A 24,988-nucleotide genomic window follows, 5' to 3' on the forward strand; every position below is an offset into this window, starting at 1 on the left:
AGCTAATGTCGCGTATTGGCAAGCTCCCCATCACGGTTCCCGCCGGCGTGGACGTCACCATCGACGGCCGTACGGTCGCTGTGAAGGGCCCCAAGGGTTCCCTCTCGCACACCGTTGTCGCGCCGATCGAGATCGCTAAGGACGAGGACGGCGTTCTGAACGTCACCCGCCCGAACGACGAGCGTCAGAACAAGGCCCTGCACGGCCTGTCCCGCACGCTGGTGGCGAACATGATCACCGGCGTGACCCAGGGTTACGTGAAGAAGCTCGAAATCAGCGGTGTCGGTTACCGCGTCCTCGCGAAGGGCTCCAACCTGGAGTTCTCGCTGGGCTACAGCCACCCGATCCTGGTCGAGGCCCCCGAGGGCATCACCTTCAAGGTGGAGTCCGCGACCCGTTTCTCGGTCGAGGGCATCGACAAGCAGAAGGTCGGCGAGGTTGCGGCCAACATCCGCAAGCTGCGCAAGCCCGACCCGTACAAGGCCAAGGGCGTCAAGTACGAAGGCGAAGTCATCCGCCGCAAGGTCGGAAAGGCGGGTAAGTAAGCCATGGCATACGGTGTCAAGATTGCTAAGGGCGACGCTTACAAGCGTGCTGCCATCAAGCGTCGTCACATCCGCATCCGTAAGCACATCTCGGGTACGGCTGAGCGTCCGCGCCTGGTCGTGACGCGCTCCAACCGCCACATCGTGGCCCAGGTCATCGACGACATCAAGGGTCACACCCTTGCGTCGGCCTCGACCCTGGACACCACGATCCGCGGTGCCGAGGGCGACAAGTCCGCGGCTGCCAAGTCGGTCGGCGCCCTGGTCGCCGAGCGCGCCAAGGCCGCCGGTGTCGAGACTGTCGTGTTCGACCGTGGTGGTAACCAGTACGCCGGGCGCATCGCCGCCCTGGCGGACGCCGCCCGCGAAGCCGGACTCAAGTTCTGAGTCGGTTCCGTAGCTAGCGGAAACAGAGAGAGGTAATTCCAATGGCTGGACCCCAGCGCCGCGGTGGCGGTGCCGGTGGCGGCGAGCGGCGGGACCGGAAGGGTCGCGACGGTGGCGCTGCCGCCGAGAAGACCGCATACGTTGAGCGCGTTGTCGCGATCAACCGTGTCGCCAAGGTTGTGAAGGGTGGTCGTCGCTTCAGCTTCACCGCGCTGGTCGTGGTGGGCGACGGTGACGGCACCGTGGGTGTCGGTTACGGCAAGGCCAAGGAGGTGCCGGCCGCCATCGCCAAGGGTGTTGAGGAGGCCAAGAAGCACTTCTTCAAGGTCCCCCGTATCCAGGGCACCATCCCGCACCCCATCCAGGGTGAGAAGGCCGCGGGCGTCGTCCTGCTGAAGCCTGCTTCCCCCGGTACCGGTGTTATCGCCGGTGGCCCGGTGCGTGCCGTGCTCGAGTGCGCCGGCGTTCACGACATCCTGTCGAAGTCCCTGGGCTCCGACAACGCGATCAACATCGTGCACGCGACCGTGGCGGCCCTCAAGGGTCTGCAGCGTCCCGAGGAGATCGCGGCCCGCCGTGGTCTGCCCCTCGAGGACGTCGCCCCCGCGGCTCTGCTCCGTGCACGTGCTGGGGCGGGTGCGTAATGGCTCGCCTCAAGGTCACGCAGACGAAGTCGTACATCGGCAGCAAGCAGAACCACCGCGACACCCTGCGCTCCCTTGGTCTCAAGGGCATCAACACGCAGGTCGTCAAGGAGGACCGCCCCGAGTTCCGCGGAATGGTGCACACCGTCCGCCACCTCGTGACGGTTGAGGAGGTCGACTGACATGGCGGAGCAGAACCCGCTGAAGGTCCACAACCTCCGGCCCGCCCCGGGCGCCAAGACCGCCAAGACCCGTGTGGGTCGTGGTGAGGCGTCCAAGGGTAAGACCGCTGGTCGTGGTACCAAGGGCACGAAGGCCCGTTACCAGGTTCCGGAGCGCTTCGAGGGTGGCCAGATGCCCCTCCACATGCGTCTCCCGAAGCTCAAGGGCTTCAAGAACCCGTTCAAGACCGAGTTCCAGGTCGTGAACCTCGACAAGCTGAGCGCGCTGTACCCGGAGGGTGGCGAGGTCACCGTAGAGGGTCTCGTCGCCAAGGGTGCCGTTCGCAAGAACAGCCTTGTCAAGGTCCTCGGCCAGGGCGAGGTCACCGTGGCGCTGCAGGTGACGGTCGACGCCGTCTCCGGCTCCGCCAAGGAGAAGATCACCGCCGCGGGCGGTACCGTCACCGAGCTCGTCTGATATTCCCTCAGACGTGTCGATGACATGAGCGATTCCCAGCCGGGGATGCCCCACAAAAGGGGCATCCCCGGTTGGTCGTTCCTAGGGGGGCACGGTCGCCGGTAAGGTGGCGTGCACTGTCTAAGCTCCGTGCGGTCTGTCCGCACGGTTTTCTTGACTGATACGTATTCGTCGAACCTCAGACCACCACCTCTGGCGCACGCGCGCGGGGGTCGCAGGAGGCACCGTGCTCACCGCGTTCGCCCGGGCGTTCAAGACGCCCGACCTGCGCAAGAAGCTGCTCTTCACGCTCGGCATCATCGTGATCTATCGGGTCGGTACGCATGTGCCGATTCCCGGCGTCGACTACAAGAACGTCCAGGTCTGCATTGACAACGCCAATGCGAACCAGGGCTTGTTCGGCCTCGTCAACATGTTCAGCGGTGGCGCGCTGCTGCAGATCACGATCTTCGCGCTCGGCATCATGCCGTACATCACGGCGAGCATCATTCTGCAGCTGCTGACCGTGGTGATCCCGCGACTCGAGGCCCTCAAGAAGGAGGGCCAGGCCGGCACAGCGAAGATCACGCAGTACACGCGCTATCTGACCATCGCGCTGGCGATCCTGCAGGGCACCGGCCTGGTGGCCACCGCCCGTACCGGCACCCTCTTCCAGGGCTGCCCGGTCGCCAGTGAGATCGTTCCCGACCAGTCGATCTTCGTCACGATCACGATGGTCATCACGATGACCGCCGGTACGGCCTGCGTGATGTGGCTCGGTGAGCTCATCACCGACCGCGGCATCGGCAACGGCATGTCGATCCTGATGTTCATCTCGATCGCCGCGACCTTCCCGAGCGCCCTGTGGGCCATCAAGTCGCAGGGTGACCTCGCGGGTGGCTGGATCGAGTTCGGCACCGTCATCGCGGTCGGGCTCGTCATGGTCGGCCTGGTGGTCTTCGTGGAGCAGGCTCAGCGCCGCATTCCGGTCCAGTACGCGAAGCGAATGATCGGCCGCCGGTCCTACGGCGGTACGTCGACGTACATCCCGCTGAAGGTCAATCAGGCGGGCATCATCCCTGTGATCTTCGCCTCCTCGCTGCTGTACATTCCGGCGCTGGTCGCCCAGTTCGCGGGTGGCAACTCGGGATGGAAGACGTGGATCGAGGCGAACCTGACCAAGGGTGACCACCCGATTTACATCGCCACGTACTTCATCCTGATCGTCTTCTTCGCCTTCTTCTACGTCGCGATCTCCTTCAACCCCGAGGAAGTCGCCGACAACATGAAGAAGTATGGTGGCTTCATCCCGGGCATCCGGGCTGGCCGTCCGACCGCTGAGTATCTGAGTTACGTACTCAACCGGATCACCTGGCCGGGTTCGCTGTATCTGGGTCTGATCGCTCTTGTGCCGACGATGGCGTTGGTGGGCTTCGGGGCCAACCAGAACTTCCCGTTCGGCGGGACGAGCATCCTGATCATCGTGGGTGTGGGTCTGGAAACCGTGAAGCAGATCGAGAGCCAGCTCCAGCAGCGCAATTACGAAGGGTTCCTCCGCTGATGCGAATCGTCCTCGTCGGGCCGCCCGGTGCGGGCAAGGGAACGCAGGCCGCGTTCCTCGCCAAGAACCTGTCGATCCCGCACATCTCCACGGGCGACCTCTTCCGTGCCAACATCAGCAAGGGCACGGAGCTGGGCAAGCAGGCGAAGGCCTACATGGACGCCGGCAACCTCGTCCCCGACGAGGTGACCATCGGCATGGCGAAGGACCGCATGGCGCAGCCGGATGCCGAGAACGGCTTCCTGCTGGACGGCTTCCCGCGGAACGTGTCGCAGGCCGAGGCGCTCGACGTGGCCCTCAAGGCCGACGACGTGAAGCTCGACGCGGTCCTGGACCTGGAGGTCCCCGAGGACGAGGTCGTCAAGCGGATCGCCGGGCGGCGCATCTGCCGCAAGGACTCGAGCCACGTCTTCCACGTGACGTACTCGAAGCCCGAGACCGAGGGCGTCTGCGACGTCTGCGGCGGCGAGCTGTACCAGCGCGAGGACGACAGCGAGGACACCGTGCGCAAGCGCCTCGAGGTCTACCACACGCAGACCGAGCCGATCATCGACTACTACCGGACCCAGGGTCTGGTCGTCACGATCTCGGCGCTCGGCAAGGTGGAAGAGGTCACCGCGCGCGCGATGGACGCCCTCAAGGGCGACAAGTAACCCAGTACGCTGTTCGGCCGCGGTGCCCGTGAGGGGACCGCGGCCGTACTGTTGTCTACGTACCCGGTTCGTGTGTACGTAGCCGGTTGTCGACGGATGACGGAGAGCGGAAGTCCCATGGTGCAGATCAAGACCCCCGAGCAGATCGCGAAGATGCGTGAGGCGGGCCTTGTCGTCGCCGCCGTCCACGCCGCGACCCGTGAGGCCGCGGTGCCCGGCGCCACCACGAAGGACCTGGACCAGGTCGCGCGCAAGGTCATCGACGAGCACGGCGCGAAGTCGAACTTCCTCGGGTACGGGGGCTTCCCCGCCACGATCTGCACCTCGGTCAACGAGGTCGTCGTGCACGGCATCCCCGACGACAAGACCGTCCTCAAGGACGGCGACATCATCTCCATCGACGCGGGCGCGATCGTCGACGGCTGGCACGGGGACGCCGCCTACACGGCCTTCGTGGGCACCGGTCACGCTCCGGAGCTGATCGAGCTCTCCCGGGTGACCGAGGAGTCGATGTGGGCCGGTCTGGCCGCCATGAAGCAGGGCAACCGCCTCGTCGACATCTCCCGCGCCATCGAGACGTACATCCGCCGCCAGCCGAAGCCCGGCGGCGGCAAGTACGGCATCGTCGAGGACTACGGCGGCCACGGCATCGGCACCGAGATGCACATGGACCCGCACCTCCTGAACTACGTCGAGCGCCGCCGCGGCAAGGGCCCCAAGCTCGTCCCCGGCTTCTGCCTGGCCATCGAGCCGATGGTCTCCCTGGGCACGCCCCGGACCGAGGTGCTCGAGGACGACTGGACCGTCATCACGACGGACGGGACCTGGTCCTCGCACTGGGAGCACTCCGTCGCGCTGACGGAGGAGGGCCCGATCGTGCTGACCTCTCCCGACTGCGGCAAGGCGAAGCTCGCGGAGTACGGGGTCACGGTCGCGCCCGACCCGCTGGGCTGAGTGCGTCCGGGCAGGGGGGATGGGCCGTTGGGCCACCCCCTTGCTTAAGGATCTTCGTCGTGGGGCAGACTTTCTCGATTCGTCTTTCCGAGTGCACTGACGTAGACTGACGCGTCGGCTCTCGTGCATCCGTGTGCCTGTATGCGGGACACGGAGTACGTAGCCGATCAAGGTAGTCGATTCGAAGGGCGAAGCGTGGCCAAGAAGCAAGGTGCCATCGAGATCGAAGGCACTGTCGTCGAGTCTCTTCCGAACGCCATGTTCAAGGTGGAGCTCCAGAACGGCCACCAGGTCCTGGCACACATCAGCGGCAAGATGCGTATGCACTACATCCGTATCCTCCCTGACGACCGGGTCGTGGTGGAGCTGTCTCCGTACGACCTGACGCGTGGCCGGATCGTCTACCGGTACAAGTAGATCTTGCCCGCATCCCGTTCCGGCGGGGTGGTGGCACTGACCCGGAGAACCTCACCCAATGAAGGTCAAGCCGAGCGTCAAGAAGATCTGCGACAAGTGCAGGGTGATCCGCCGTCACGGCCGGGTCATGATCATTTGCGACAACCCGCGCCACAAGCAGCGCCAGGGCTGACGCACGACTGCAGTTCGCAGATTTTCGCGCGACGCACGTAAGTAGATACGCAGAGCCCGTCCCTCTTCAGATCCATAGGTAATGGAGGGCGGCACCCCCGGTCGGAGGCCGGGGACCCGGTACGTACCGACTCTTCTCCAGAAGACATTCCGGAGAACGGGGACGGCGGCCGGGAGTGGTTCTGCTGAAGACCTCCGAAGAATCAACAGGAGCCATGAATGGCACGCGTTGAAGGCGTTGACCTCCCGCGCGAAAAGCGTATTGAGGTCGCCCTCACCTACGTGTTCGGCATCGGCCGCACGCTGGCCCAGCAGACGCTGGACGCCACCGAGGTGGACCGCAACACCCGCGTTCGCGACCTGACCGAGGAAGACCTCGTCAAGATCCGCGAGTACGTGGACGCCAACATCAAGACCGAGGGTGACCTCCGTCGCGAGATCCAGGCCGACATCCGCCGCAAGGTCGAGATCGGCTGCTACGCGGGCATCCGTCACCGTCGTGGTCTGCCCGTCCGCGGTCAGCGCACCAGCACGAACGCCCGCACCCGCAAGGGCCCGCGTCGCGCCATCGCCGGTAAGAAGAAGCCGGGCAAGAAGTAGTCCTCGCTCAGCGGTCTATCGACAGCTGACGCTGCAGGACCGACCACCTCCCGTAGGAGTTATAGATGCCCCCCAAGGGTCGTCAGGGCGCTGCCAAGAAGGTGCGCCGCAAGGAAAAGAAGAACGTCGCTCACGGCCACGCGCACATCAAGAGCACGTTCAACAACACGATCGTGTCCATCACGGACCCGACCGGCAACGTGATCTCCTGGGCCTCCGCCGGCCACGTCGGCTTCAAGGGCTCGCGCAAGTCCACGCCGTTCGCCGCGCAGATGGCCGCCGAGTCGGCTGCCCGTCGCGCCCAGGAGCACGGCATGCGCAAGGTCGACGTCTTCGTCAAGGGTCCCGGCTCCGGCCGTGAGACCGCGATCCGCTCCCTCCAGGCCACCGGCCTCGAGGTCGGCTCGATCCAGGACGTGACGCCCACGCCGCACAACGGCTGCCGTCCGCCCAAGCGCCGCCGCGTCTGACGCACGGTTGTCTCAGGTTTTCGGGCGGTACGGCTCTTCGGAGGCGTGCCGCCCGTACCCTTGCAGTACTCAAGGGCATCAAATAGTGGGTGCCCATGACTGAAGGAATCACTTCATGCTGATCGCTCAGCGTCCCTCGTTGACCGAAGAGGTCGTCGACGAATTCCGCTCCCGGTTCGTGATCGAGCCGCTGGAGCCGGGCTTCGGTTACACCCTCGGCAACTCCCTGCGTCGTACGCTCCTCTCCTCGATCCCGGGTGCGGCTGTCACGTCCATCCGCATCGACGGTGTCCTGCACGAGTTCACCACCGTGCCGGGCGTCAAGGAGGACGTCACCGACCTCATCCTCAACATCAAGCAGCTGGTCGTCTCCTCGGAGCACGACGAGCCGGTCGTGATGTACCTGCGCAAGCAGGGTCCCGGCCTGGTCACCGCTGCTGACATCGCGCCCCCGGCCGGTGTCGAGGTGCACAACCCGGACCTGGTCCTCGCCACGCTCAACGGCAAGGGCAAGCTGGAGATGGAGCTGACCGTCGAGCGCGGTCGCGGCTACGTCTCCGCCGTCCAGAACAAGCAGGTCGGTCAGGAGATCGGGCGCATCCCGGTCGACTCGATCTACTCGCCGGTCCTCAAGGTCACGTACAAGGTCGAGGCCACGCGTGTCGAGCAGCGCACCGACTTCGACAAGCTGATCGTCGACGTCGAGACCAAGCAGGCCATGCGCCCGCGTGACGCCATGGCGTCCGCCGGCAAGACCCTGGTCGAGCTGTTCGGTCTGGCCCGCGAGCTCAACATCGACGCCGAGGGCATCGACATGGGCCCCTCGCCGACGGACGCGGCCCTGGCCGCCGATCTCGCCCTGCCGATCGAGGAGCTGGAGCTCACCGTTCGGTCGTACAACTGCCTCAAGCGCGAGGGCATCCACTCGGTGGGCGAGCTCGTGGCCCGCTCCGAGGCGGACCTGCTCGACATCCGCAACTTCGGTGCGAAGTCGATCGACGAGGTCAAGATGAAGCTCAACGGGATGGGCCTTGCGCTCAAGGACTCGCCTCCCGGCTTCGACCCGACCGCTGCGGCCGACGCGTTCGGCGCGGACGACGACGCCGACGCCGGCTTCGTCGAGACCGAGCAGTACTAGGTCTGATTTTGGCTGCCGGCCGGCTTCGACCGGTCGCGCAGTTCCCCGCGCCCCTTACGGGGCGCGGGTCCACTGACTCCGGTACCTGATACGGCCGGGGCAGATCACTAGGAGAAACACCATGCCGAAGCCCACCAAGGGTGCCCGTCTGGGCGGCAGCGCCGCGCACGAGAAGCTTCTGCTGGCGAACCTCGCCAAGCAGCTCTTCGAGCACGGCCGCATCACCACCACCGAGGCGAAGGCCCGTCGTCTGCGTCCCTACGCGGAGCGTCTGGTCACCAAGGCGAAGAAGGGCGACCTTCACAACCGCCGCCAGGTGCTGTCCGTCATCACCGACAAGAGCATCGTGCACACGCTCTTCACGGAGATCGGCCCGCGCTACGAGAACCGCCCCGGTGGTTACACCCGCATCACCAAGATCGGTAACCGTCGTGGCGACAACGCGCCCATGGCGATCATCGAGCTGGTGGAGGCCCTGACCGTGGCCCAGGAGGCCACCGGTGAGGCCGAGGCCGCGACGAAGCGCGCCGCCAAGGACGCCGAGGTTTCCGAGCCCAAGGTCGACACGGCCAAGGGCGACGAGGCTGCCGAGGAGTCGAAGGACGCGTAAGCGTCCCGCCGGGGACCGCGTGTCGCCGGCCGCGGCCCCGTCGTGGCTCGTCGCGCAGTTCCCCGCGCCCCTTCAGGGCGTTCGCGGGCCCGTCCCCTGCGGGGGACGGGCCCGCTTTTGTGTTGCCTGAGAGGATCCACGAGTGAGTGACGAGGTAGAGCCCGGGTTCGTGCGGGTGCGGCTGGATCTGTCGTACGACGGCAGGGACTTCTCCGGCTGGGCCAAGCAGCGGCAGGGGCAGCGGACCGTGCAGGGGGAGATCGAGTCCGCGCTGCGGACCGTGACCCGGTCCCAGGAGACGTACGAGCTGACCGTCGCGGGGCGGACCGACAGCGGCGTGCACGCGCGGGGGCAGGTCGCGCACGTCGATCTGCCGGAGGGCGTGTGGGCCGAGCACAGCGACAAGCTGCTGCGGCGGCTGGCGGGGCGCCTGCCGCACGACGTGCGGGTGTGGAAGGTGGCCGAGGCGCCCGCCGGGTTCAACGCGCGGTTCGCGGCCGTGTGGCGGCGGTACGCCTACCGCGTGACGGACCACCCCGGTGGCGTCGACCCGCTGCTGCGCGGCCATGTGCTGTGGCACGACTGGGAGTTGGACCTCGACGCCATGAACGCCGCCGCCGAGCGGCTGGTCGGCGAGCACGACTTCGCCGCCTACTGCAAGCGGCGCGAGGGTGCCACGACCATCCGTACGCTGCAGGAGCTGCGGTGGGAGCGGCGGGCCGACGGGATCCTGGAGGCCACCGTGCGGGCCGACGCGTTCTGCCACAACATGGTGCGTTCGCTGGTGGGCGCCATGCTGTTCGTGGGGGACGGGCACCGGCCCGTCGAGTGGCCTGCGAAGGTGCTCGCGGCGGGCGTGCGGGACTCCGCCGTGCACGTCGTGCGGCCGCACGGGCTCACGCTGGAGGAGGTCGGCTACCCCGCCGACGAGCTGCTCGCCGCGCGCAGCAATCAGGCGCGGAACAAGCGGACGCTGCCCGGGGCCGGGTGCTGCTGAGCCCCGGCCGGGCGCCCGCCCGCCGGACTACCGCGGAGCCGCGGCGGCGGCCGACGCCTGGGCCTCGCCGCGCTGGTTGATGCGCTGGAAGGCGAAGCGGGCCAGGTCGTCGCCGACGCCGTAGGCCTTGGTGTCGGTCGTCACCACGTTCTTGCCGCTGGTGTAGCCCGTGGTGGTGAAGTACGCGTAGCGGCCGTAGGCGTTGTAGGTGCCTCGGCACACCCCGGTGCGGCAGAAGGCGGGCACGCCCTTGCCGGAGAGGGAGTTGACCAGGCCCTTCTTCACCTGCTCCTTGACCTTCGCGGCGTCGGCCGAGGTGTCGAAGACGGCGACGCCGACGGTGACCGCGAGGCCGTTGCGCACGTAGCTGGCGCGGATCAGGCGCGTGCAGTCGTTCTTGGCGAGGACCGAGCCGAGGGCGTCCTGGGTGACGGACGCGCACTGGGTGGTGCTGTCGGTCGCGCCCTTCTTGTAGAGGCGCTCGCCCGTGCGCCAGGACTTGCCGGGGAAGAGGCCCTCCGGGGTGAGCGGCGCCTTGTCCTTCTTGGCGCTGGAGATGAAGTCCTTGGGGTCCGGCGGGGGCGGCGGCGTGGTGGCGTCGAAGGAGGGCTCCGCGTCCTTGCTCGCGCCGGGGATGTCCGCGGCCGTCGGCAGCTCGCTGGCCGGCTTGTTCGACGCGGAGGGGTCGTCGCTGTTGGCGGTGACGACCGTGATGGCCACGGCGGCCGCGATGCCGACCGTGGCGAGCGCTCCGCCGCCGATCAGCAGCCACTTGCGGCGGCGGGTGCGCGCCTCGGAGGCCTCGGCCAGTGCCGCCCAGTCGGGCGTGGGCCCGCCGCCGGGTCCGCCCGTTCCCCCCGGACCCCACTGAGGTCCCCCTTGCCCAAAGCTCATGGGCCGCATCTTAGACGGGCGGTCCGGGATGTTGAGCAGGGGTTGCACGGGGTGTCCGGCCTAGCCTGAGGCGTATGAACACGGGCAGATCGGCTGTTAGCGGGTGGTTGTTGCGGCCGGCCGGGCGGCACGTCCGGTGGGTGCTCGGGGTCGTGCTGGTCGCCGCGGTCGTGCGGGTGGGGCTGCGGGATCCGGACGGCGGGATGGACAACGCGATCGTGGTGCGGGCCGCCGACGCGTGGCTCGCCGGGCGCTCGCCCTACGCCGACCGGCACTTCCTCTATCTGCCGGGCGCCGTGCTCGCGGCGGTCCCGCAGGCGCTGCTGCCGACGGCGGTGACGCGCTTCCTGGTGCCCGCGGGGGTGAGCGCGGGGCTCGTCGCCGGGTGGGCGTGCGCGCTGCGGATCCACGGGGTGCCGTGGCGCAGCCGGTTCGCGGTGTACGGGCTGCTCGGCCTCGCGCTCGGTTTCGCGCCCTTCGGGCACCTCGTGCAGCTCGGCAACTGGACGGTGGGGTCCGCGGCCGCGCTGCCGTTCGCCCTGCTCCTCGCGTGCCGCGGGCGGTGGGTCGCGGCGGGGGTCGTCATCGGGGCCGCCGTCGCCGTGAAGCCGTTGCTCGCGCCCGTCGTGCTGCTCTTCGTCCTCGCGCGCCGGTGGCGGGCGCTGGGGGCCGCGGTGGGGGTGCCGGCGCTGGTGTCGGTGGCCGCGGCGCTCGTCATGCCGGACCCGGCCGGGTTCTTCACGCGCACGCTGCCCTTCCTGCTGCGCGGCGAGGACAGCTTCGTACGTCTCTACGAGGCGTCGCCGTCGGCGGTCCTCGCGCGGCTCGGGGTGCCGCAGTCGGGAGCCACGCTGCTGGCCGGGTGTGCGGCGGTGGCCGGGGTGTGGTGTGCCTGGCGGCGGTGGGAGAGGGGGGACGCGGGGTCGGCGAGGGTGGTGGATTGCGCCGTGATGCTGATGCTTTCGGCCTTTCTCGTCTCCCGGCCCTCCTACGACCACTACCTCCTCGTCGTGCTTCCGCTGCTGCTCGCGGGGGCGCTGTCGGAGGGGGCCATGGCGCGCAGTCCGTGGTTCTGGGTGGCGCTGGTCCCGCAGGTGCCGGGGTTCGGGTGGCCGGGCCTGGAGCCGGGGACGCGGCGCGCCTTCAAGGACGCGATCACGCTCTGTCTCCTCGCGGCCACGGCCGGGTGGTCGTGCGTGACAGGCCGGGTCGCGGGGGAGCGGGGGGTGTGGGGGGAGCGCGGGGAGCGGGACGAGGCGGTGCCGGCCTCCCGGTCCGCGTTTTGACCCGTACGGGTCGGCGCGGGTACTCTCATGGATTGTTATGCGTATTGGTGTCGTCGTTCTCACGCGAAGGGCCCATACGTAGGTTCCCTGGAGCAGTTACCAGTGGCTCGCATACGGGCAGCGTCCCCGGCACTGTGAGCCCCAGCTGCATGATCGCTTCCTGGGTGCCGTGTGTCTGGACCCCATCCACTGAAGAAGCGAAGGCTACGAAGTGCGTACGTACAGCCCCAAGCCCGGCGATGTGACCCGCCAGTGGCACGTCATTGACGCTCAGGACATCGTCCTGGGACGTCTGGCGACCACCGCAGCCTCCCTCCTGCGGGGCAAGCACAAGGCGATCTACGCCCCCCACGTTGACACCGGTGACTTCGTCATCATCATCAACGCGGAGAAGGTGCACCTCTCCGGCAACAAGAAGACCCAGAAGATGGCGTACCGCCACTCCGGTTACCCGGGTGGTCTGCGGTCCGTCCGTTACGACGAGCTGCTCGAGAAGAACCCCGAGAAGGCCATCGAGAAGGCCGTCAAGGGCATGCTCCCCAAGAACACCCTCGGCCGTCAGATGCTCTCGAAGCTGAAGGTCTACGCGGGCGACCAGCACCCGCACGGCGCTCAGCAGCCGGTCCCGTTCGAGATCACCCAGGTCGCGCAGTAGTTCCGGCCACCCCCAAAGACGTAAAGAAATCTGAGGAGAATCGTGGCCGAGACCACCGTTGAGCAGCCGGTCGAAGAGACCGAGGTTGTTGACGTCGAGCAGTACACCACCGAGTCCGAGGTCCCCGTCGAGGGCGAGTACACCTCTGAGTCGAACGCCGCGCGCTTCGGCGACCCGCAGCCGGCCGCCGGCCTGGGCCGTCGCAAGAACGCCATCGCCCGCGTCCGGATCGTCCCGGGCACCGGCAAGTGGAAGGTCAACGGGCGTACGCTCGAGGACTACTTCCCGAACAAGGTCCACCAGCAGGAAGTCAACGAGCCCTTCAAGGTGCTCGAGCTCGACAACCGCTACGACGTCATCGCCCGCATCTCGGGTGGCGGCGTCTCCGGTCAGGCCGGTGCGCTCCGTCTCGGTGTCGCCCGTGCGCTGAACGAGGCCGACGTCGACAACAACCGCGCCGCCCTCAAGAAGGCCGGTTACCTCAAGCGTGACGACCGTGCGGTCGAGCGCAAGAAGGCCGGTCTCAAGAAGGCCCGCAAGGCCCCGCAGTACAGCAAGCGCTAATCGCTGCCTGCTCGTACTTCTCGTTCGCCCCGGCGGCACGCACCGTGCTGCCGGGGCGTTCGTCTATCAGGAACCCCTGGGACCCTGGGACTCTCTTCACTCTGGGACTCTCTTTCCAGGGGTTCATGGTTTTTCTGGAACGTTCGGAGGACAGCAGTGGGACGACTCTTCGGCACGGACGGCGTGCGCGGTGTCGCCAACGCGGATCTGACGGCCGAGCTCGCGCTCGGACTCTCCGTGGCGGCGGCGCACGTACTGGCCGAGGCGGGCACTTTTGAGGGCCATCGCGCGGTGGCGGTGGTCGGGCGTGACCCGCGCGCGTCCGGGGAGTTCCTGGAGGCCGCGGTCGTCGCGGGCCTCGCGAGCGCGGGCGTGGACGTCCTGCGCGTCGGTGTGCTGCCCACCCCCGCGGTGGCGCATCTCACCGGTGCGCTGGGCGCCGACCTCGGTGTGATGCTCTCCGCCAGCCACAACGCCATGCCCGACAACGGCATCAAGTTCTTCGCCCGCGGCGGCCACAAGCTCGCCGACGAGCTGGAGGACCGCATCGAGTCGGTCTACGAGGAGCACCGCACCGGCGCCCCGTGGCAGCGGCCCACCGGCTCGGGCGTCGGCCGCGTGAAGTCGTACGACCAGGGCCTCGACCAGTACGTGGCCCACCTCATCGGCGTCCTGCCGAACCGCCTCGACGGGCTGAAGATCGTCCTGGACGAGGCGCACGGCGCCGCCGCCCGCGTCTCGCCCGAGGCCTTCGCGCGCGCCGGAGCCGAGGTCATCACGATCGGCGCCCAGCCCGACGGGCTGAACATCAACGACGGCTGCGGTTCCACGCACCTGGAGCTGCTCAAGGCCGCCGTCGTCGAGCACAAGGCCGACTTCGGCGTCGCGCACGACGGGGACGCCGACCGCTGCCTCGCCGTGGACCACACGGGCGCCGAGATCGACGGCGACCAGATCCTCGCCGTGCTCGCCCTCGCCATGCGGGAGCACGGGACGCTGCGCCACGACACCGTGGTCGCCACGGTCATGTCGAACCTCGGCTTCAAGCTCGCCATGGAGGGCCAGGGGCTCTCCCTCGTGCAGACCGCCGTCGGCGACCGGTACGTCCTGGAGTCGATGAAGGAGCACGGCTTCGCCCTCGGCGGCGAGCAGTCCGGGCACGTGATCATCCTCGACCACGCGACGACCGGCGACGGCACGCTGACCGGGCTGCTGCTCGCGGCGCGGGTCGCCGAGACGGGACGTACGCTCGCGGACCTCGCGGGTGTCATGGAGCGCCTGCCGCAGGTCCTGATCAACGTGCCCGACGTCGACAGGACCCGCGTGACCACCTCCTCGGAGCTGGCCGCCGCCGTCGCCGACGCCGAGCGCGAGCTGGGCTCCACGGGCCGGGTGCTGCTGCGCCCCTCCGGGACCGAGCCGCTGGTACGGGTCATGGTCGAGGCCGCCGACATCGAGCAGGCACGGTCCGTCGCCGGACGGCTGGCCGACGCGGTGAAGTCGGCGCTGGGCTAGGCGCGTTGTGCCTTGGCGGTGCGCTCGCGCTGCACGGCCCAGAAGAACTTCTGGGCCAGCAGCGTGAGCGTGCCGGCCAGGACGATGCCGAGGAGGTTCAGCAGGAGCTGCTCGGTGGAGCCCCACGCCTGCCGGTACTCGTCGTAGCTGAACGCGACCGCGGCGTTCGCCGCCGCGGGGACCGTCGTCACCGAGATCGCCACGCCGACCAGGGCGCCCGACTTCGCCGAGGTCAGCGAGAGCGTGCCCGCGGCGCCCGCGAGGACCGCCACCACGAACGAGAACCAGTCGGGGCGGTAGATGAAGTTCGTGTTCGGGCGCTCCGCCTTCAGCGCGTCGTCGCTGAACAGGTCCATCGCGTCCATGAAGTAGCTGAACCCGACCGTCACCACCATCGCCGCCAGGAAGCCCACGAGCAGCGCGGACATCGAGCGCAGGGCGAGGCGCGGGGCACGTCGGACCAGCGCCGTGCAGAACCCGGCGAGCGGGCCGAACTCGGGGCCCACCGCCATCGCGCCCACGATCAGGATCGCGTTGTCGAGCACGACGCCGCAGGCCGCGATCATCGTGGCGAGCGTGATGAAGGCGACGTAGGTGACCGAGAGCGTCGACTCCTCGTGCGTCGCGTCGGCCAGGTGCTCCCACAGGACCGCGTCCGCGCCCTCACCCGGAGCGTCGTCCTCCGCCTGGTCCGCGCGACGGGACAGCGACAGGTCGATGTTCTCCAGCGCGATCGACCCCGACTCGTCGATGCCGAGGTCGCGCAGCGCGCCGATCAGACCGTCGCCCGCCTCGCGGGCCACGTCGCACATGACGACGTCGCCCGCCGGATTGCGGGCCGCGCCCGGGACCACCGCCAGGTGCGCGGTGCCGACCGTGGTCTCGATCAGGCGCACCACCTCGTCGGTCGTGTCCGGTGGCGTGATAAGGCGCAGGTGCAGCATGTCCGCAGGTTAGCCGGGGCACAGGCGGTGGGACCGGTGCCGGTGCTCACAGTTTGCGCAGGCTCAGGCGCTGCACCTTGTGGTCGGGGCCCTTGCGGACGACGAGGGTGGCGCGGCTGCGGGTGGGGGCGACGTTCTCGACGAGGTTGAGCTTGTTGATCGTGCGCCAGGTGGTGCGGGCGTAGTCGAGGGCTTCCTCCTCCGACACCTGCGTGTACTTGCGGAAGTACGAGGACGGGTCCTGGAACGCCGTCTGGCGCAGCTTCTTGAAGCGGTTCAGGTACCAGCGCTCGATGTCGTCGGCGCGGGCGTCCACGTACACGCTGAAGTCGAAGTAGTCCGCGAGGCCCACGCGGGTGCGGCCGTCCTTGCCGGGGAGCGCGGGCTGCAGGACGTTCAGGCCCTCCACGATGAGGATGTCCGGGCGGCGGACCGTGAGGCGCTTGCCCGGCACGATGTCGTAGATCAGGTGCGAGTAGACGGGCGCCGTCACCTCGTCCTTGCCGGCCTTGATGTCCGCGACGAAACGGGTGAGGGCGCGGCGGTCGTACGACTCCGGGAAGCCCTTGCGCGACATCAGGCCGCGGGCCTGGAGCTCCTTGGTGGGCAGGAGGAAGCCGTCGGTCGTGACCCGCTCCACGCGCGGGTGTTCCGGCCAGCGGGAGAGCAGGGCCTGAAGGAGGCGGGCGACGGTGGACTTGCCGACCGCCACGGAGCCGGCCACCCCTATGACGAAGGGCGTTCCCGACTGGGACCCCCGCTCGCCGAGGAAGGTGTTGAGCGCTCCGCGCAGGCCGTCCGTCGCGCCCACGTACAGGTTCAGGAGCCGGGAGAGCGGCAGGTAGATGTCGCGGACCTCGTCCAGGTCGATGACGTCGCCGAGGCCGCGCAGCTGCTCCACCTCCGCCGCCGTGAGCGGCAGAGGCGTCTTCTCCCGAAGCGCGCTCCACTCGGTGCGGGTGAGGTCGAGGTAGGGAGTCGCCTCCGGCTTGTGCCGGTGGGCGCTCCGCGGTGCCGTCGCGGGCACGGAGACCGAAGAGATCACAGTCCATTGTTACGGCTGTTTGAACGGGACGGGGGGTGGGGTGGTGCGTGGGGTGTGTCACGCTGAGCCGGTGATTATTGGGGTTGGCATCGACGTCGCGGAGATCGAACGGTTCGGGGCGGCGCTGGAGCGGACGCCCGGGATGGCGGACCGGCTGTTCGTGGAGAGCGAGCTGCGGCTGCCGGGCGGGGACCGGCGGGGGGTCGCCTCGCTGGCGGCGCGGTTCGCGGCGAAGGAGGCGCTGGCCAAGGCGCTGGGGGCGCCGGGCGGGCTTCGGTGGACGGATGCCGAGGTGTACGTGGAGGAGAGCGGGCAGCCGCGGGTGCGGGTGCGGGGGACTGTGGCGGAGCGGGCCGAGGCGTTGGGTGTGCGGGCGTGGCACGTGTCGCTCAGTCATGATGCGGGGGTTGCGTCTGCGGTGGTTGTTGCGGAGGGCGAGTAGGCGAGTAAGGGTTCTGGCCCCTGGGCCTTGGGCGGTCCTGGGCGAGTTTTCGCCTTCGTCTTTCGTCTGCGGGTGTGGTGTGGCTGGTCGCGCAGTTCCCCGCGCCCCTGGGGTTCGTCTGTGGGGCGGGGTCGCGGGGGTATGTACGTACTCGCTATCCCTGCGCCACGCTGCACGAACAAAGACGCTATGGCTGGCTCGGTGCTCCGTGCGCACATACCCCCGCGCCCCCTCCGGCCGGTGGGGTGTCTGCGGCCCGGCTGCTGCTTTCAGGGGCGCGAGGAACGGCGCGACAAGCCACAACACACCCGCCGCACTCGCCCACGCAGCACGGCCCGCAACGGCGGGTGGGCTTTTAGGGGCGCGGGGAACTGCGCGACAAGCCACAACAAACCCGCACCCGCACCCGCAAAGCGTCCGGCCCCCCCAGCGGCGGGTGGGCTTTTAGGGGCGCGGGGAACTGCGCGACAAGCCACAACAAACCCGCACCCGCCCACGCAGCGCGGCCTGCAACGGCGGGTGGGCTTTTAGGGGCGCGGGGAACTGCGCGACAAGCCACGGCGCACCCGCACCCGCCCGCGCAGGGAGGAACCCACCCACCCCGCACCGTTCAGGAGTCAGGCGCCTTCGCCTGGGGGGAGACTGGGCGTATGCGTGATGCGTACAGCGTGGACAGCGTCAGGTCCGGGGAACGTCTGCTCATGGCCCAGGGGCCCGACGACGTGCTGATGGGGCGCGCCGCCGCCGGCCTCGCCGCCGAGTGCGCGCGGCTGCTCGGCAAGGTGTACGGGGCGCGGGTCGCCCTGCTCGTGGGCAGTGGTGACAACGGCGGCGACGCCCTGTACGCCGGGGCCCGGCTCGCCCGGAGAGGTGCCGGTGTCAGTGCCGTGCTGCTGGACCCCGCGCGGGCGCACGCCCGTGCGCTCGCCGCGCTGCGGGCCGCCGGGGCCGTCGTCGTGGACGCGGCGGACGGGAGGGCCGAGGGGCTGGTCGGCGCGGCCGGGCTGGTCGTCGACGGGATCGTGGGGATCGGCGGGCGGGGCGGGCTGCGGGAGAGCGCCGTGCGGCTCGTCGCAGCGGTGCGGGACGCGGTGGTCGTCGCCGTGGATCTGCCGAGCGGCGTCGACGCCGACACGGGGGAGGTGCGGGGCGAGGCGGTGCGTGCCGATGTGACCGTGACCTTCGGCGCGTACAAGCCGGGGCTGCTGATCGATCCGGCCAGGGAGTACGCCGGTGCCGTGCGGCTGGTCGACATCGGGCTCGACCTCGATGCCGACGACTGCGTGGCGCAGGCCCTGCAGTTCGCCGACGTGGAGCGGCTGTTGCCGGTGCCGGGCGGGGAGAGCGACAAGTACCGGCGCGGTGTCGTCGGGGTCGTCGCCGGGTCCGCGCGCTACCCGGGGGCCGCCGTGCTCGCCGTCGCGGGCGCGCTGCGCGGCGGTGCGGGCGCCGTGCGGTACGTGGGGCCCGCCGCGGACGCCGTCATCGCGCGGTTCCCCGAGGTCCTGGTGTCCGCGGGGCCGCCGTCGAAGGCCGGGCGCGTGCAGGCCTGGGTCGCGGGGCCGGGGCTCGGTGATGACGAGGAGCGGCTGCGGGACGTGGTCGAGGCCGACGTGCCGGTGCTGATCGACGCCGACGGGCTGCGGCTCGCGGGGGAGCGGCGGGTGCGGGCGCGCAGCGCGCCCACGCTGCTCACGCCGCACGCCGGTGAGGCCGCCGCCCTGCTCGGTGCCGGGCGCGCGGAGGTCGAGGCGGGGCGGCTGTCCGCCGTACGGGAGCTGGCGCGGCGGTACGGGGCGACGGTGCTGTTGAAGGGGTCCACCACGCTGGTCGCCTCGGCGGAGGGCGCCGTGCGCGTCAACCCCACAGGCACGGCCTGGCTCGCCACCGCGGGCAGCGGCGACGTGCTGTCGGGGCTCGCCGGGTCCCTGCTGGCGGCGGGGCTCGACGCGCGCGACGCCGGGTCCGTCGCCGCGTATCTGCACGGGCTGGCCGGGCGGCGGGCGGCGGACGGCGCGCCCGCGGCGGCACAGGACGTGGCCGACGCGATTCCCGGCGCGTGGCGCGAGGTGCGGCGGCCGGGGTAGGGCGGTTTCCGGGTGAGGGATGGGCTGAGGGCCCTTCGAGTGACGCCTCCGCGCGGCTGACGGCCGCACGGCACCGCGCCGGGTTCGCTCATCACATGATCAGTAAGACAGCTCAGCGCGGGCTCACCGTGCTGCTCGCCCTCGCCGCGGCCCTGCCGGCCGTCCCCGCGTCCGCGGACCCGGCGCCACCGCGCCCCGCGTCCCCCGGCACCGCCGCGCTGGTCCCCGGCCTCCCGTCCGCCGCGTCCCACCCGTGGCAGCTGGACACCCCCGACCAGACGCTGCGCCCGCACGTGTACCGGCCGAGCGCCGCCGAGGACGCGATCGAGCCCATGGACGCGGCGGCCGCCGCCGACGACCTCGTCGAGTACGTGCCGCGCAGCGAGGCCGAACCCGAGGCGGCGCCCGCCTGCACCCGGCGCACCGGCCCCTACCAGCGGGAGATCGAGCGGGCGCTCCGCCTCACGGTGGACGGGCGGCAGTCCGCGAAGGACTGCCGGGCCATCCGGGCCTTCCAGCGCAAGGAGAAGATCCGGCCCGCGATCGGGTTCGCGGGCCCGGTGACCTGGGCCCGGCTGCGCCTGATCGCCGCCCGCAAGAATCCGAACGTCACGAAACAGTGCCCCACGCGCGCGTACCGCCTGGCCTGCGTCGATCTGACGCGTCAGCTGATGTGGGTGCAGAAGGGCAAGAAGAAGCTGCTCGGCCCCGTGCCCATCCGCACCGGACGTGCCGGGTACCCGACCCGTACCGGCTGGCACAAGGTCTACTGGAAGCACAAGAACCACTGGTCGTCGCTGTACGAGACCCCCATGCCGTACAGCCAGTTCTTCAACGGGGGGCAGGCGTTCCACGCGATCTACGGCAACGTGTACAGCCCGCCGGGATCGCGCGGCTGCGTGAACCTGCGGGTGGCCGACGCCCGCGCGCTGTGGAAGACGCTCCTCAAGGGCGACCGCGTCTACGTGTGGGGCCGCAAGCCGGGCACCTGAGCCGGGTACCGGCCCGTGGGAGCGGGGGCTGTCGGCGGCCTCTGAGACACTTGTCCGCGATGAACGAGACAGCCCCTTTCCGTGTCCGCGCCGAGATCGACCTCGACGCCCTCCGCGCCAACGTGCGCTCGCTGCGCGCCCACGCGCCGGACGCAGCGTTCATGGCCGTGGTGAAGGCGGACGGTTACGGCCACGGAATGGTGGCCTGCGCCAGGGCCGCCCGTGAGGCGGGCGCCACCTGGATCGGCACCGCCACGCCCGAAGAGGCCCTCGCGGTGCGCGCGGCGGGTCTGCCCGGGCGGATCATGTGCTGGCTGTGGACGCCGGGCGGCCCCTGGCGCGAGGGCATCGAGGCCGGCCTGGACATGTCGGTGAGCGCCCTGTGGGCGCTGCGCGAGGTCAGCGCCGCCGCCCGCGAGGCCGGGCGCACCGCGCGCATCCAGCTCAAGGCCGACACGGGCCTCGGGCGCAACGGCTGCATGCCGGCCGACTGGCCCGAGCTCGTCGCCGCGTCGCTGCGCGCCGAGGCCGAAGGCCTGGTCGAGGTAACCGGCCTCTGGTCGCACTTCGCCTGCGCCGACGAGCCGGGGCACCCCTCCATCGCCGCCCAGCTCACGGTCTTCCGCGAGATGGTGGCGTACGCGGAGGAGCAGGGCATACGCCCCGAGGTGCGGCACATCGCCAACTCGCCGGGGACGCTGACCCTGCCGGAGACGCACTTCGACCTGGTCCGTCCGGGCATCGCGATGTACGGCATCTCGCCGAGCCCCGAGGTGGGCACCCCGCAGGATTTCGGGCTGCGGCCCGTCATGACGCTGACCGCCTCGCTCGCCCACGTGAAGCACGCCCCCGCCGGGCACGGCGTGAGCTACGGCCACCACTACGTGACCCCCGGCGAGACGACCCTCGGCCTGGTCCCCGCCGGGTACGGCGACGGCATCCCGCGCCACGCGTCCGGCACGGCCCCGGTGCTGGTCGACGGCAAGTGGCGGACGGTCGCGGGCCGGGTCGCGATGGACCAGTTCGTGGTCGACCTCGGCGGGGACGAGCCCGAAGTGGGCTCGCAGGCCGTGCTGTTCGGCCCCGGTGACCGCGGGGAGCCGACCGCGGAGGACTGGGCGCAGGCCGCGGGGACCATCGCGTACGAGATCGTCACCCGCATCGGATCGCGCGTCCCGCGCGTCTATGTGAACGAGCGGCCCAAGGACTGACCGGGAGCGGGCGGCCCGGGGACTGACCAGGAACGGACGAGGAGCGGCACGTGAGCGAGAGCAGCGCGGGGGCGGCCGCGGCGGAAGCGGTGACGGAGGCCGCCGCCGCGGCCGGGAACTGGCGGCGGGCCGGAGTGGCGGGCGCCGCGATAGGTGTCATCGCCGCGGGCGCGGCCGCCGGCGTCGCCATAGAGCGGCTCACCGTGGGCCGCGGCATGCGCAAGAAGGCGCGGCTCGCGCTCGACGCCTCGGGCCCCTACGGTTCGCTGCGCGGCATGCCCGGCACGGCGTACGCGGACGACGGCACGGCGCTCTCCTACGAGGTCGAGGAGGTCGAGTCCGACAGCGACCAGGCCTCGCGGCGCCGCAGGCTCTTCGGCCGCAGGGCACCCGCGCCGGTCACCGTCGTCTTCAGCCACGGCTACTGCCTGAGCCAGGACTCCTGGCACTTCCAGCGGGCCGCGCTGCGGGGGGTCGTCCGCGCCGTCTACTGGGACCAGCGCAGCCACGCCCGCTCGGGTCGCGGTGTCGGCCAGGCGGAGCACGACGTGCCGGTCTCCATCGACCAGCTGGGCCGGGACCTGAAGGCCGTCATCGACGCGGCGGCGCCCGAGGGGCCGCTCATCCTCGTCGGGCACTCCATGGGCGGCATGACGACGATGGCGCTCGCCGACCAGTTCCCCGAGCTGATCCGGGAGCGCGTCGTGGGCGTCGCGCTGGTCGGCACGTCGTCCGGGCACCTCGGTCAGGTGAACTTCGGTCTGCCGGTGGCCGGGATGAACGCGGTCCGGCGGGTGCTGCCCGGCGTGCTGCGGGCGCTGGGCTCGCAGGCCGAGCTGGTGGAGAAGGGGCGGCGGGCCACCGCGGACCTCTTCGCGGGCGTCATCAAGCGCTACTCGTTCTCGCGCAAGGACGTGGACCCGGGCATCGCGCGGTTCGCGGAGCGGATGATCGAGGCGACCCCGATCGACGTGGTCGCGGAGTTCTACCCGGCGTTCGCCGAGCACGACAAGGCGGACGCGCTCAAGCACTTCGCCGAGCTGCCGGTGCTCGTGCTGGCCGGGGACAAGGACCTCGTCACGCCGAGCGAGCACAGCGAGACCATCGCGGGGCGGCTGCCGGACGCCGAGCTCGTCCTGGTCCCGGACGCCGGACATCTGGTCATGCTGGAGCACCCGGAGGTGGTCATGGACCGTCTCGCCGACCTGCTGGTGCGGGCGGGCGCCGTCCCCGCGGCCGACCGGGCGGGCCGGGTCGGCGGCTGACCGCGCGGGCCGGTGCGGGGCCCGTCAGCCGCTACCGTGGACGGCATGGAAGCACCGCACGACCAGGCCCCCGCCACCGTACTCAAGATCACCGTCAACTCTCCCGAACAGATGGGGGAGTTGGGCCGTCGCCTCGCGAAGCTGCTGCGCCCCGGCGATCTCGTCATGCTCACCGGGGAGCTCGGCGCAGGCAAGACGACGCTGACCCGCGGCCTCGGTGAGGGCCTCGGCGTGCGCGGCGCCGTCACCTCCCCGACCTTCGTCATCGCCCGCGTGCACCCGCCGCTCGGCGCCGGGCCCGCGCTGGTGCACGTCGACGCGTACCGCCTGGGCGGCGGGCTCGACGAGATGGAGGACCTGGACCTCGACGTCTCGCTGCCCGAATCGGTGGTCGTCGTGGAGTGGGGCGACGGCAAGGTCGAGGAGCTCTCGGACGACCGGCTGCACGTCGTCATCGACCGTGCCGTGGGCGACACGACGGACGAGGTGCGCGAGGTGACGCTCACCGGGCTCGGGCGGCGCTGGGCGGAGGCGGACCTGGTGTCGCTGTCGGCCTGAGGCGCGGCGGGGCCCGGCCCCGGCGGGCCTTCCGGGGGCCGCTCGGGCCGTTCTCGTACGTTCGCCCTAACGTTCCGACAGGACGTCGGCAAAATGTTGCGTTGCGTGTGTCGCGCGTGGTCACATGGATACCGGTCCTGGTTAGGTCTACCTAACCACGTCTGCCCCCGGAGCCCCAGGAGGCATCCATGTCGGCTTCAGAACGTGACGTACAGCCGCAGCCGCCCGTGCTGCCGGGACCGACGGCTGTCGTGGACCCCTCGCACCTGTCGATGAGCGACCTGCTGGCGTCGTGCGCCGCGGCGAGCGCCGTCTCCACACCGCCGTGCGACCCGGCGCCCACGGGGGACGCACCTTCGGGTGACGCTCGCGGGTGACGTGAGCGGGGAGCGACGCGTGGCGTGAGCACGCGTGACGCGCCTACGGGACGACGACGACCTTCTGGTTGATCACCGCGAAGTTCCACATCGCGTCGCCGTGCGCCCGCGACTCACGGATGCCGCCGGTCTTCTTCGACGGGTCCGGCTTCGGCGTGGAGCCGTCCACGGCCGCGCTGAAGCCGATCGTGATCCCGTCGACCGTCGTGAACCGCACGACGTGCTCGATCGGCCTGCCGTCCGTGCCGGTGACCGAGCCGGAGCGGGAGCTGACCGTGTAGGTGCCGGGGGCCGGGTCGACCGTGCCCGGGGTGACCCGGAAGGTCAGCTGCGCCTTGCCGGACGGCTCGACCAGCCAGACGCGGTCCTCGTCCAGGGAGTACACGACCCGCTTGCCGCTGCCGGACTGCGCGGGAACCTCCGCGGGGTTCTTCTTGTCCTTGGGGGAGCGCGGGGCGGCGGCGGTGGGGGTCTTGTCCGGGTGCTTCAGCCCGTCCGGCGCGCTGGCCGAGGCCTGGTAGGCGAGGAAACCGACCGCGGCGACGGCAGCGGCGGTGAGCCCGGCCACGAATCCCGAGCTGCTCCTTGACACCTTGCGCCACCCACCTCTTCGTACTGCGTACGGCTACGCAGTGACGGTAGCAGCAGCCGCCCCCCATCCCGGGGCAGCCGCACCTGATGCCGGACCGGCCGTGCTCCGTGCGCCGGAGCCGTAGGCTGTTCGCGTGCTCTTGCTCGCTCTGGATACCGCAACGCCCGCCGTCACCGTCGCCCTCCACGACGGCTCCTCCGCCGTCGCGGAGTCCAGCCAGGTGGACGCCCGGCGCCACGGAGAACTGCTGCTGCCGGCCGTCGACCGGGTCCTCGCCGAAGCCGGCCTGAGACTCGACGCCGTGACCGGCATCGTCGTCGGCGTGGGCCCCGGCCCCTACACCGGGCTGCGCGTCGGCCTGATGACCGCCGACACCTTCGGCCTCGCGCTCGGCGTGCCCGTGCACGGCGTGTGCACGCTGGACGGCCTCGCGTACGCCGCCGGCCTCGACGGGGGACCCTTCGTGGTCGCCACCGACGCCCGGCGCAAGGAGGTCTACTGGGCCCGCTACGAGAACGCGCGCACCCGGGTGGGCGACCCCGCCGTCGACCGGCCCGCGGACATCGCCGCCGACGTCGAGGGGCTGCCCGCGGTCGGCGCCGGCGCGCTGCTCTACCCCGACACCTTCCCCGACGCCCGCGCCCCCGAGCACGTCTCGGCGGCCTCCCTCGCCGCCCTGGCCGCCGAGAGGCTCGCGGCGGGCGAGGAGCTCATGGAGCCCCGGCCGCTCTACCTGCGCAGGCCCGACGCGCAGGTCCCCAAGAACTACAAGGTGGTCACCCCCAAGTGACCCAGG

General features: G+C 70.4%; 31 protein-coding genes. 27 read left to right on the top strand and 4 right to left on the bottom strand.

Annotated features, from left to right (window positions below; translation table 11 throughout):
- Positions 1-5 precede the first annotated feature (5 nt).
- The 15 genes from rplF (at position 6) to truA (ending at position 9,765) form a co-directional block, all read left to right on the top strand.
- A complete protein-coding gene (gene rplF, locus ACZ592_RS05575; protein WP_362363444.1) occupies positions 6-545 on the top strand; it encodes a 50S ribosomal protein L6 in 540 nt (179 codons plus the stop codon).
- A 3-nt stretch (positions 546-548) separates the two neighbouring features.
- Entirely contained in the window at positions 549-932 is a 384-nt protein-coding gene (gene rplR, locus ACZ592_RS05580) for a 50S ribosomal protein L18 (RefSeq protein WP_055564833.1), read from the top strand.
- A gap of 41 nt (positions 933-973) precedes the next feature.
- Entirely contained in the window at positions 974-1,576 is a 603-nt protein-coding gene (gene rpsE / locus ACZ592_RS05585; RefSeq protein ID WP_055553512.1) for a 30S ribosomal protein S5, read from the top strand.
- Positions 1,576-1,758 carry a 50S ribosomal protein L30 gene (gene rpmD / locus ACZ592_RS05590; protein ID WP_055553514.1) on the top strand — a complete coding sequence of 61 codons (183 nt, stop codon included), beginning with the start codon at positions 1,576-1,578 and terminating at the stop codon, positions 1,756-1,758. The genes rpsE and rpmD overlap by 1 nt, the downstream gene beginning before the upstream one ends.
- A 1-nt stretch (position 1,759) precedes the next feature.
- Positions 1,760-2,215, top strand: a complete 456-nt coding sequence (rplO, locus tag ACZ592_RS05595) for a 50S ribosomal protein L15 (protein ID WP_055564835.1) — start codon at positions 1,760-1,762, stop codon at positions 2,213-2,215.
- A 226-nt stretch (positions 2,216-2,441) separates the two neighbouring features.
- The gene (gene secY, locus ACZ592_RS05600; protein ID WP_471580210.1) at positions 2,442-3,755 is read left to right on the top strand and encodes a preprotein translocase subunit SecY; all 1,314 of its coding nucleotides are present in this window, start codon (positions 2,442-2,444) and stop codon (positions 3,753-3,755) included.
- A complete protein-coding gene (locus ACZ592_RS05605; protein ID WP_471580211.1) occupies positions 3,755-4,408 on the top strand; it encodes an adenylate kinase in 654 nt (217 codons plus the stop codon). Before secY ends, ACZ592_RS05605 begins: the two co-directional genes overlap by 1 nt.
- Positions 4,409-4,525: 117 nt before the next feature.
- The gene (gene map / locus ACZ592_RS05610) at positions 4,526-5,362 is read left to right on the top strand and encodes a type I methionyl aminopeptidase (RefSeq protein ID WP_471580212.1); all 837 of its coding nucleotides are present in this window, start codon (positions 4,526-4,528) and stop codon (positions 5,360-5,362) included.
- A gap of 195 nt (positions 5,363-5,557) precedes the next feature.
- Positions 5,558-5,779 carry a translation initiation factor IF-1 gene (gene infA / locus ACZ592_RS05615; RefSeq protein WP_003948620.1) on the top strand — a complete coding sequence of 74 codons (222 nt, stop codon included), beginning with the start codon at positions 5,558-5,560 and terminating at the stop codon, positions 5,777-5,779.
- 58 nt (positions 5,780-5,837) lie between these two features.
- On the top strand, positions 5,838-5,951 hold the full coding sequence (rpmJ, locus tag ACZ592_RS05620; protein WP_003948619.1) for a 50S ribosomal protein L36: 114 nt from the start codon (positions 5,838-5,840) through the stop codon (positions 5,949-5,951).
- 218 nt (positions 5,952-6,169) lie between these two features.
- Entirely contained in the window at positions 6,170-6,550 is a 381-nt protein-coding gene (rpsM, locus tag ACZ592_RS05625; protein WP_447037971.1) for a 30S ribosomal protein S13, read from the top strand.
- A 65-nt stretch (positions 6,551-6,615) separates the two neighbouring features.
- Positions 6,616-7,020, top strand: a complete 405-nt coding sequence (rpsK, locus tag ACZ592_RS05630) for a 30S ribosomal protein S11 (protein WP_003948617.1) — start codon at positions 6,616-6,618, stop codon at positions 7,018-7,020.
- Between the two features lie 115 nt (positions 7,021-7,135).
- Positions 7,136-8,158, top strand: a complete 1,023-nt coding sequence (locus ACZ592_RS05635) for a DNA-directed RNA polymerase subunit alpha (RefSeq protein ID WP_016645160.1) — start codon at positions 7,136-7,138, stop codon at positions 8,156-8,158.
- Between the two features lie 121 nt (positions 8,159-8,279).
- Positions 8,280-8,768 (top strand): 50S ribosomal protein L17, encoded by a 489-nt coding sequence (rplQ, locus tag ACZ592_RS05640; RefSeq protein ID WP_471580213.1) that lies wholly within the window; start codon positions 8,280-8,282, stop codon positions 8,766-8,768.
- A gap of 142 nt (positions 8,769-8,910) precedes the next feature.
- On the top strand, positions 8,911-9,765 hold the full coding sequence (gene truA / locus ACZ592_RS05645) for a tRNA pseudouridine(38-40) synthase TruA (protein ID WP_471580214.1): 855 nt from the start codon (positions 8,911-8,913) through the stop codon (positions 9,763-9,765).
- 27 nt (positions 9,766-9,792) lie between these two features.
- On the opposite strand, the gene ACZ592_RS05650 is transcribed toward truA, so the two are convergent.
- Positions 9,793-10,659, bottom strand: coding sequence for a hypothetical protein (locus ACZ592_RS05650; protein ID WP_471580215.1), 867 nt, complete (start codon positions 10,657-10,659; stop codon positions 9,793-9,795).
- 74 nt (positions 10,660-10,733) lie between these two features.
- On the opposite strand from ACZ592_RS05650, the gene ACZ592_RS05655 reads away from it, so the two are divergent.
- The 4 genes from ACZ592_RS05655 (at position 10,734) to glmM (ending at position 14,679) form a co-directional block, all read left to right on the top strand.
- Complete coding sequence (locus tag ACZ592_RS05655; RefSeq protein ID WP_471580216.1) at positions 10,734-11,945, top strand: glycosyltransferase family 87 protein; 1,212 nt, start codon at positions 10,734-10,736, stop codon at positions 11,943-11,945.
- 211 nt (positions 11,946-12,156) lie between these two features.
- Positions 12,157-12,600 carry a 50S ribosomal protein L13 gene (rplM, locus tag ACZ592_RS05660; RefSeq protein ID WP_361164921.1) on the top strand — a complete coding sequence of 148 codons (444 nt, stop codon included), beginning with the start codon at positions 12,157-12,159 and terminating at the stop codon, positions 12,598-12,600.
- Positions 12,601-12,642: 42 nt separating this feature from the next.
- A complete protein-coding gene (rpsI, locus tag ACZ592_RS05665) occupies positions 12,643-13,164 on the top strand; it encodes a 30S ribosomal protein S9 (protein WP_361716623.1) in 522 nt (173 codons plus the stop codon).
- A gap of 156 nt (positions 13,165-13,320) precedes the next feature.
- On the top strand, positions 13,321-14,679 hold the full coding sequence (gene glmM, locus ACZ592_RS05670) for a phosphoglucosamine mutase (protein WP_471580217.1): 1,359 nt from the start codon (positions 13,321-13,323) through the stop codon (positions 14,677-14,679).
- On the opposite strand, the gene ACZ592_RS05675 is transcribed toward glmM, so the two are convergent.
- Positions 14,676-15,623 (bottom strand): DUF389 domain-containing protein, encoded by a 948-nt coding sequence (locus ACZ592_RS05675; protein WP_471580218.1) that lies wholly within the window; start codon positions 15,621-15,623, stop codon positions 14,676-14,678. The two genes, glmM and ACZ592_RS05675, sit on opposite strands and share 4 nt — an antisense overlap.
- A 46-nt stretch (positions 15,624-15,669) precedes the next feature.
- On the bottom strand, positions 15,670-16,650 hold the full coding sequence (gene coaA, locus ACZ592_RS05680; protein ID WP_471580714.1) for a type I pantothenate kinase: 981 nt from the start codon (positions 16,648-16,650) through the stop codon (positions 15,670-15,672).
- Between the two features lie 88 nt (positions 16,651-16,738).
- Between coaA and ACZ592_RS05685 the strand changes: the two genes are divergently transcribed.
- From ACZ592_RS05685 to ACZ592_RS05715, 7 genes are all read left to right on the top strand, one after another.
- The gene (locus tag ACZ592_RS05685) at positions 16,739-17,110 is read left to right on the top strand and encodes a holo-ACP synthase (protein WP_471580219.1); all 372 of its coding nucleotides are present in this window, start codon (positions 16,739-16,741) and stop codon (positions 17,108-17,110) included.
- Between the two features lie 650 nt (positions 17,111-17,760).
- The gene (locus ACZ592_RS05690; protein ID WP_471580220.1) at positions 17,761-19,197 is read left to right on the top strand and encodes an NAD(P)H-hydrate dehydratase; all 1,437 of its coding nucleotides are present in this window, start codon (positions 17,761-17,763) and stop codon (positions 19,195-19,197) included.
- 95 nt (positions 19,198-19,292) lie between these two features.
- Positions 19,293-20,189, top strand: a complete 897-nt coding sequence (locus ACZ592_RS05695; RefSeq protein ID WP_471580221.1) for a L,D-transpeptidase family protein — start codon at positions 19,293-19,295, stop codon at positions 20,187-20,189.
- Between the two features lie 59 nt (positions 20,190-20,248).
- Positions 20,249-21,400 carry an alanine racemase gene (gene alr / locus ACZ592_RS05700; protein ID WP_471580222.1) on the top strand — a complete coding sequence of 384 codons (1,152 nt, stop codon included), beginning with the start codon at positions 20,249-20,251 and terminating at the stop codon, positions 21,398-21,400.
- A 50-nt stretch (positions 21,401-21,450) separates the two neighbouring features.
- The gene (locus ACZ592_RS05705; protein WP_471580223.1) at positions 21,451-22,665 is read left to right on the top strand and encodes an alpha/beta fold hydrolase; all 1,215 of its coding nucleotides are present in this window, start codon (positions 21,451-21,453) and stop codon (positions 22,663-22,665) included.
- Positions 22,666-22,710: 45 nt separating this feature from the next.
- On the top strand, positions 22,711-23,223 hold the full coding sequence (gene tsaE / locus ACZ592_RS05710; RefSeq protein WP_471580224.1) for a tRNA (adenosine(37)-N6)-threonylcarbamoyltransferase complex ATPase subunit type 1 TsaE: 513 nt from the start codon (positions 22,711-22,713) through the stop codon (positions 23,221-23,223).
- A 188-nt stretch (positions 23,224-23,411) separates the two neighbouring features.
- Positions 23,412-23,600 (top strand): hypothetical protein, encoded by a 189-nt coding sequence (locus ACZ592_RS05715; RefSeq protein WP_471580225.1) that lies wholly within the window; start codon positions 23,412-23,414, stop codon positions 23,598-23,600.
- Positions 23,601-23,643: 43 nt separating this feature from the next.
- Here ACZ592_RS05715 and ACZ592_RS05720 read toward each other — a convergent pair whose 3' ends face one another.
- Positions 23,644-24,192 carry a hypothetical protein gene (locus ACZ592_RS05720; RefSeq protein ID WP_471580226.1) on the bottom strand — a complete coding sequence of 183 codons (549 nt, stop codon included), beginning with the start codon at positions 24,190-24,192 and terminating at the stop codon, positions 23,644-23,646.
- 133 nt (positions 24,193-24,325) lie between these two features.
- On the opposite strand from ACZ592_RS05720, the gene tsaB reads away from it, so the two are divergent.
- Positions 24,326-24,982, top strand: a complete 657-nt coding sequence (tsaB, locus tag ACZ592_RS05725; protein ID WP_471580227.1) for a tRNA (adenosine(37)-N6)-threonylcarbamoyltransferase complex dimerization subunit type 1 TsaB — start codon at positions 24,326-24,328, stop codon at positions 24,980-24,982.
- The last annotated feature ends 6 nt before the right edge of the window (positions 24,983-24,988 follow it).

It is taken from the genome of Streptomyces sp. NPDC040622 (assembly GCF_055593965.1).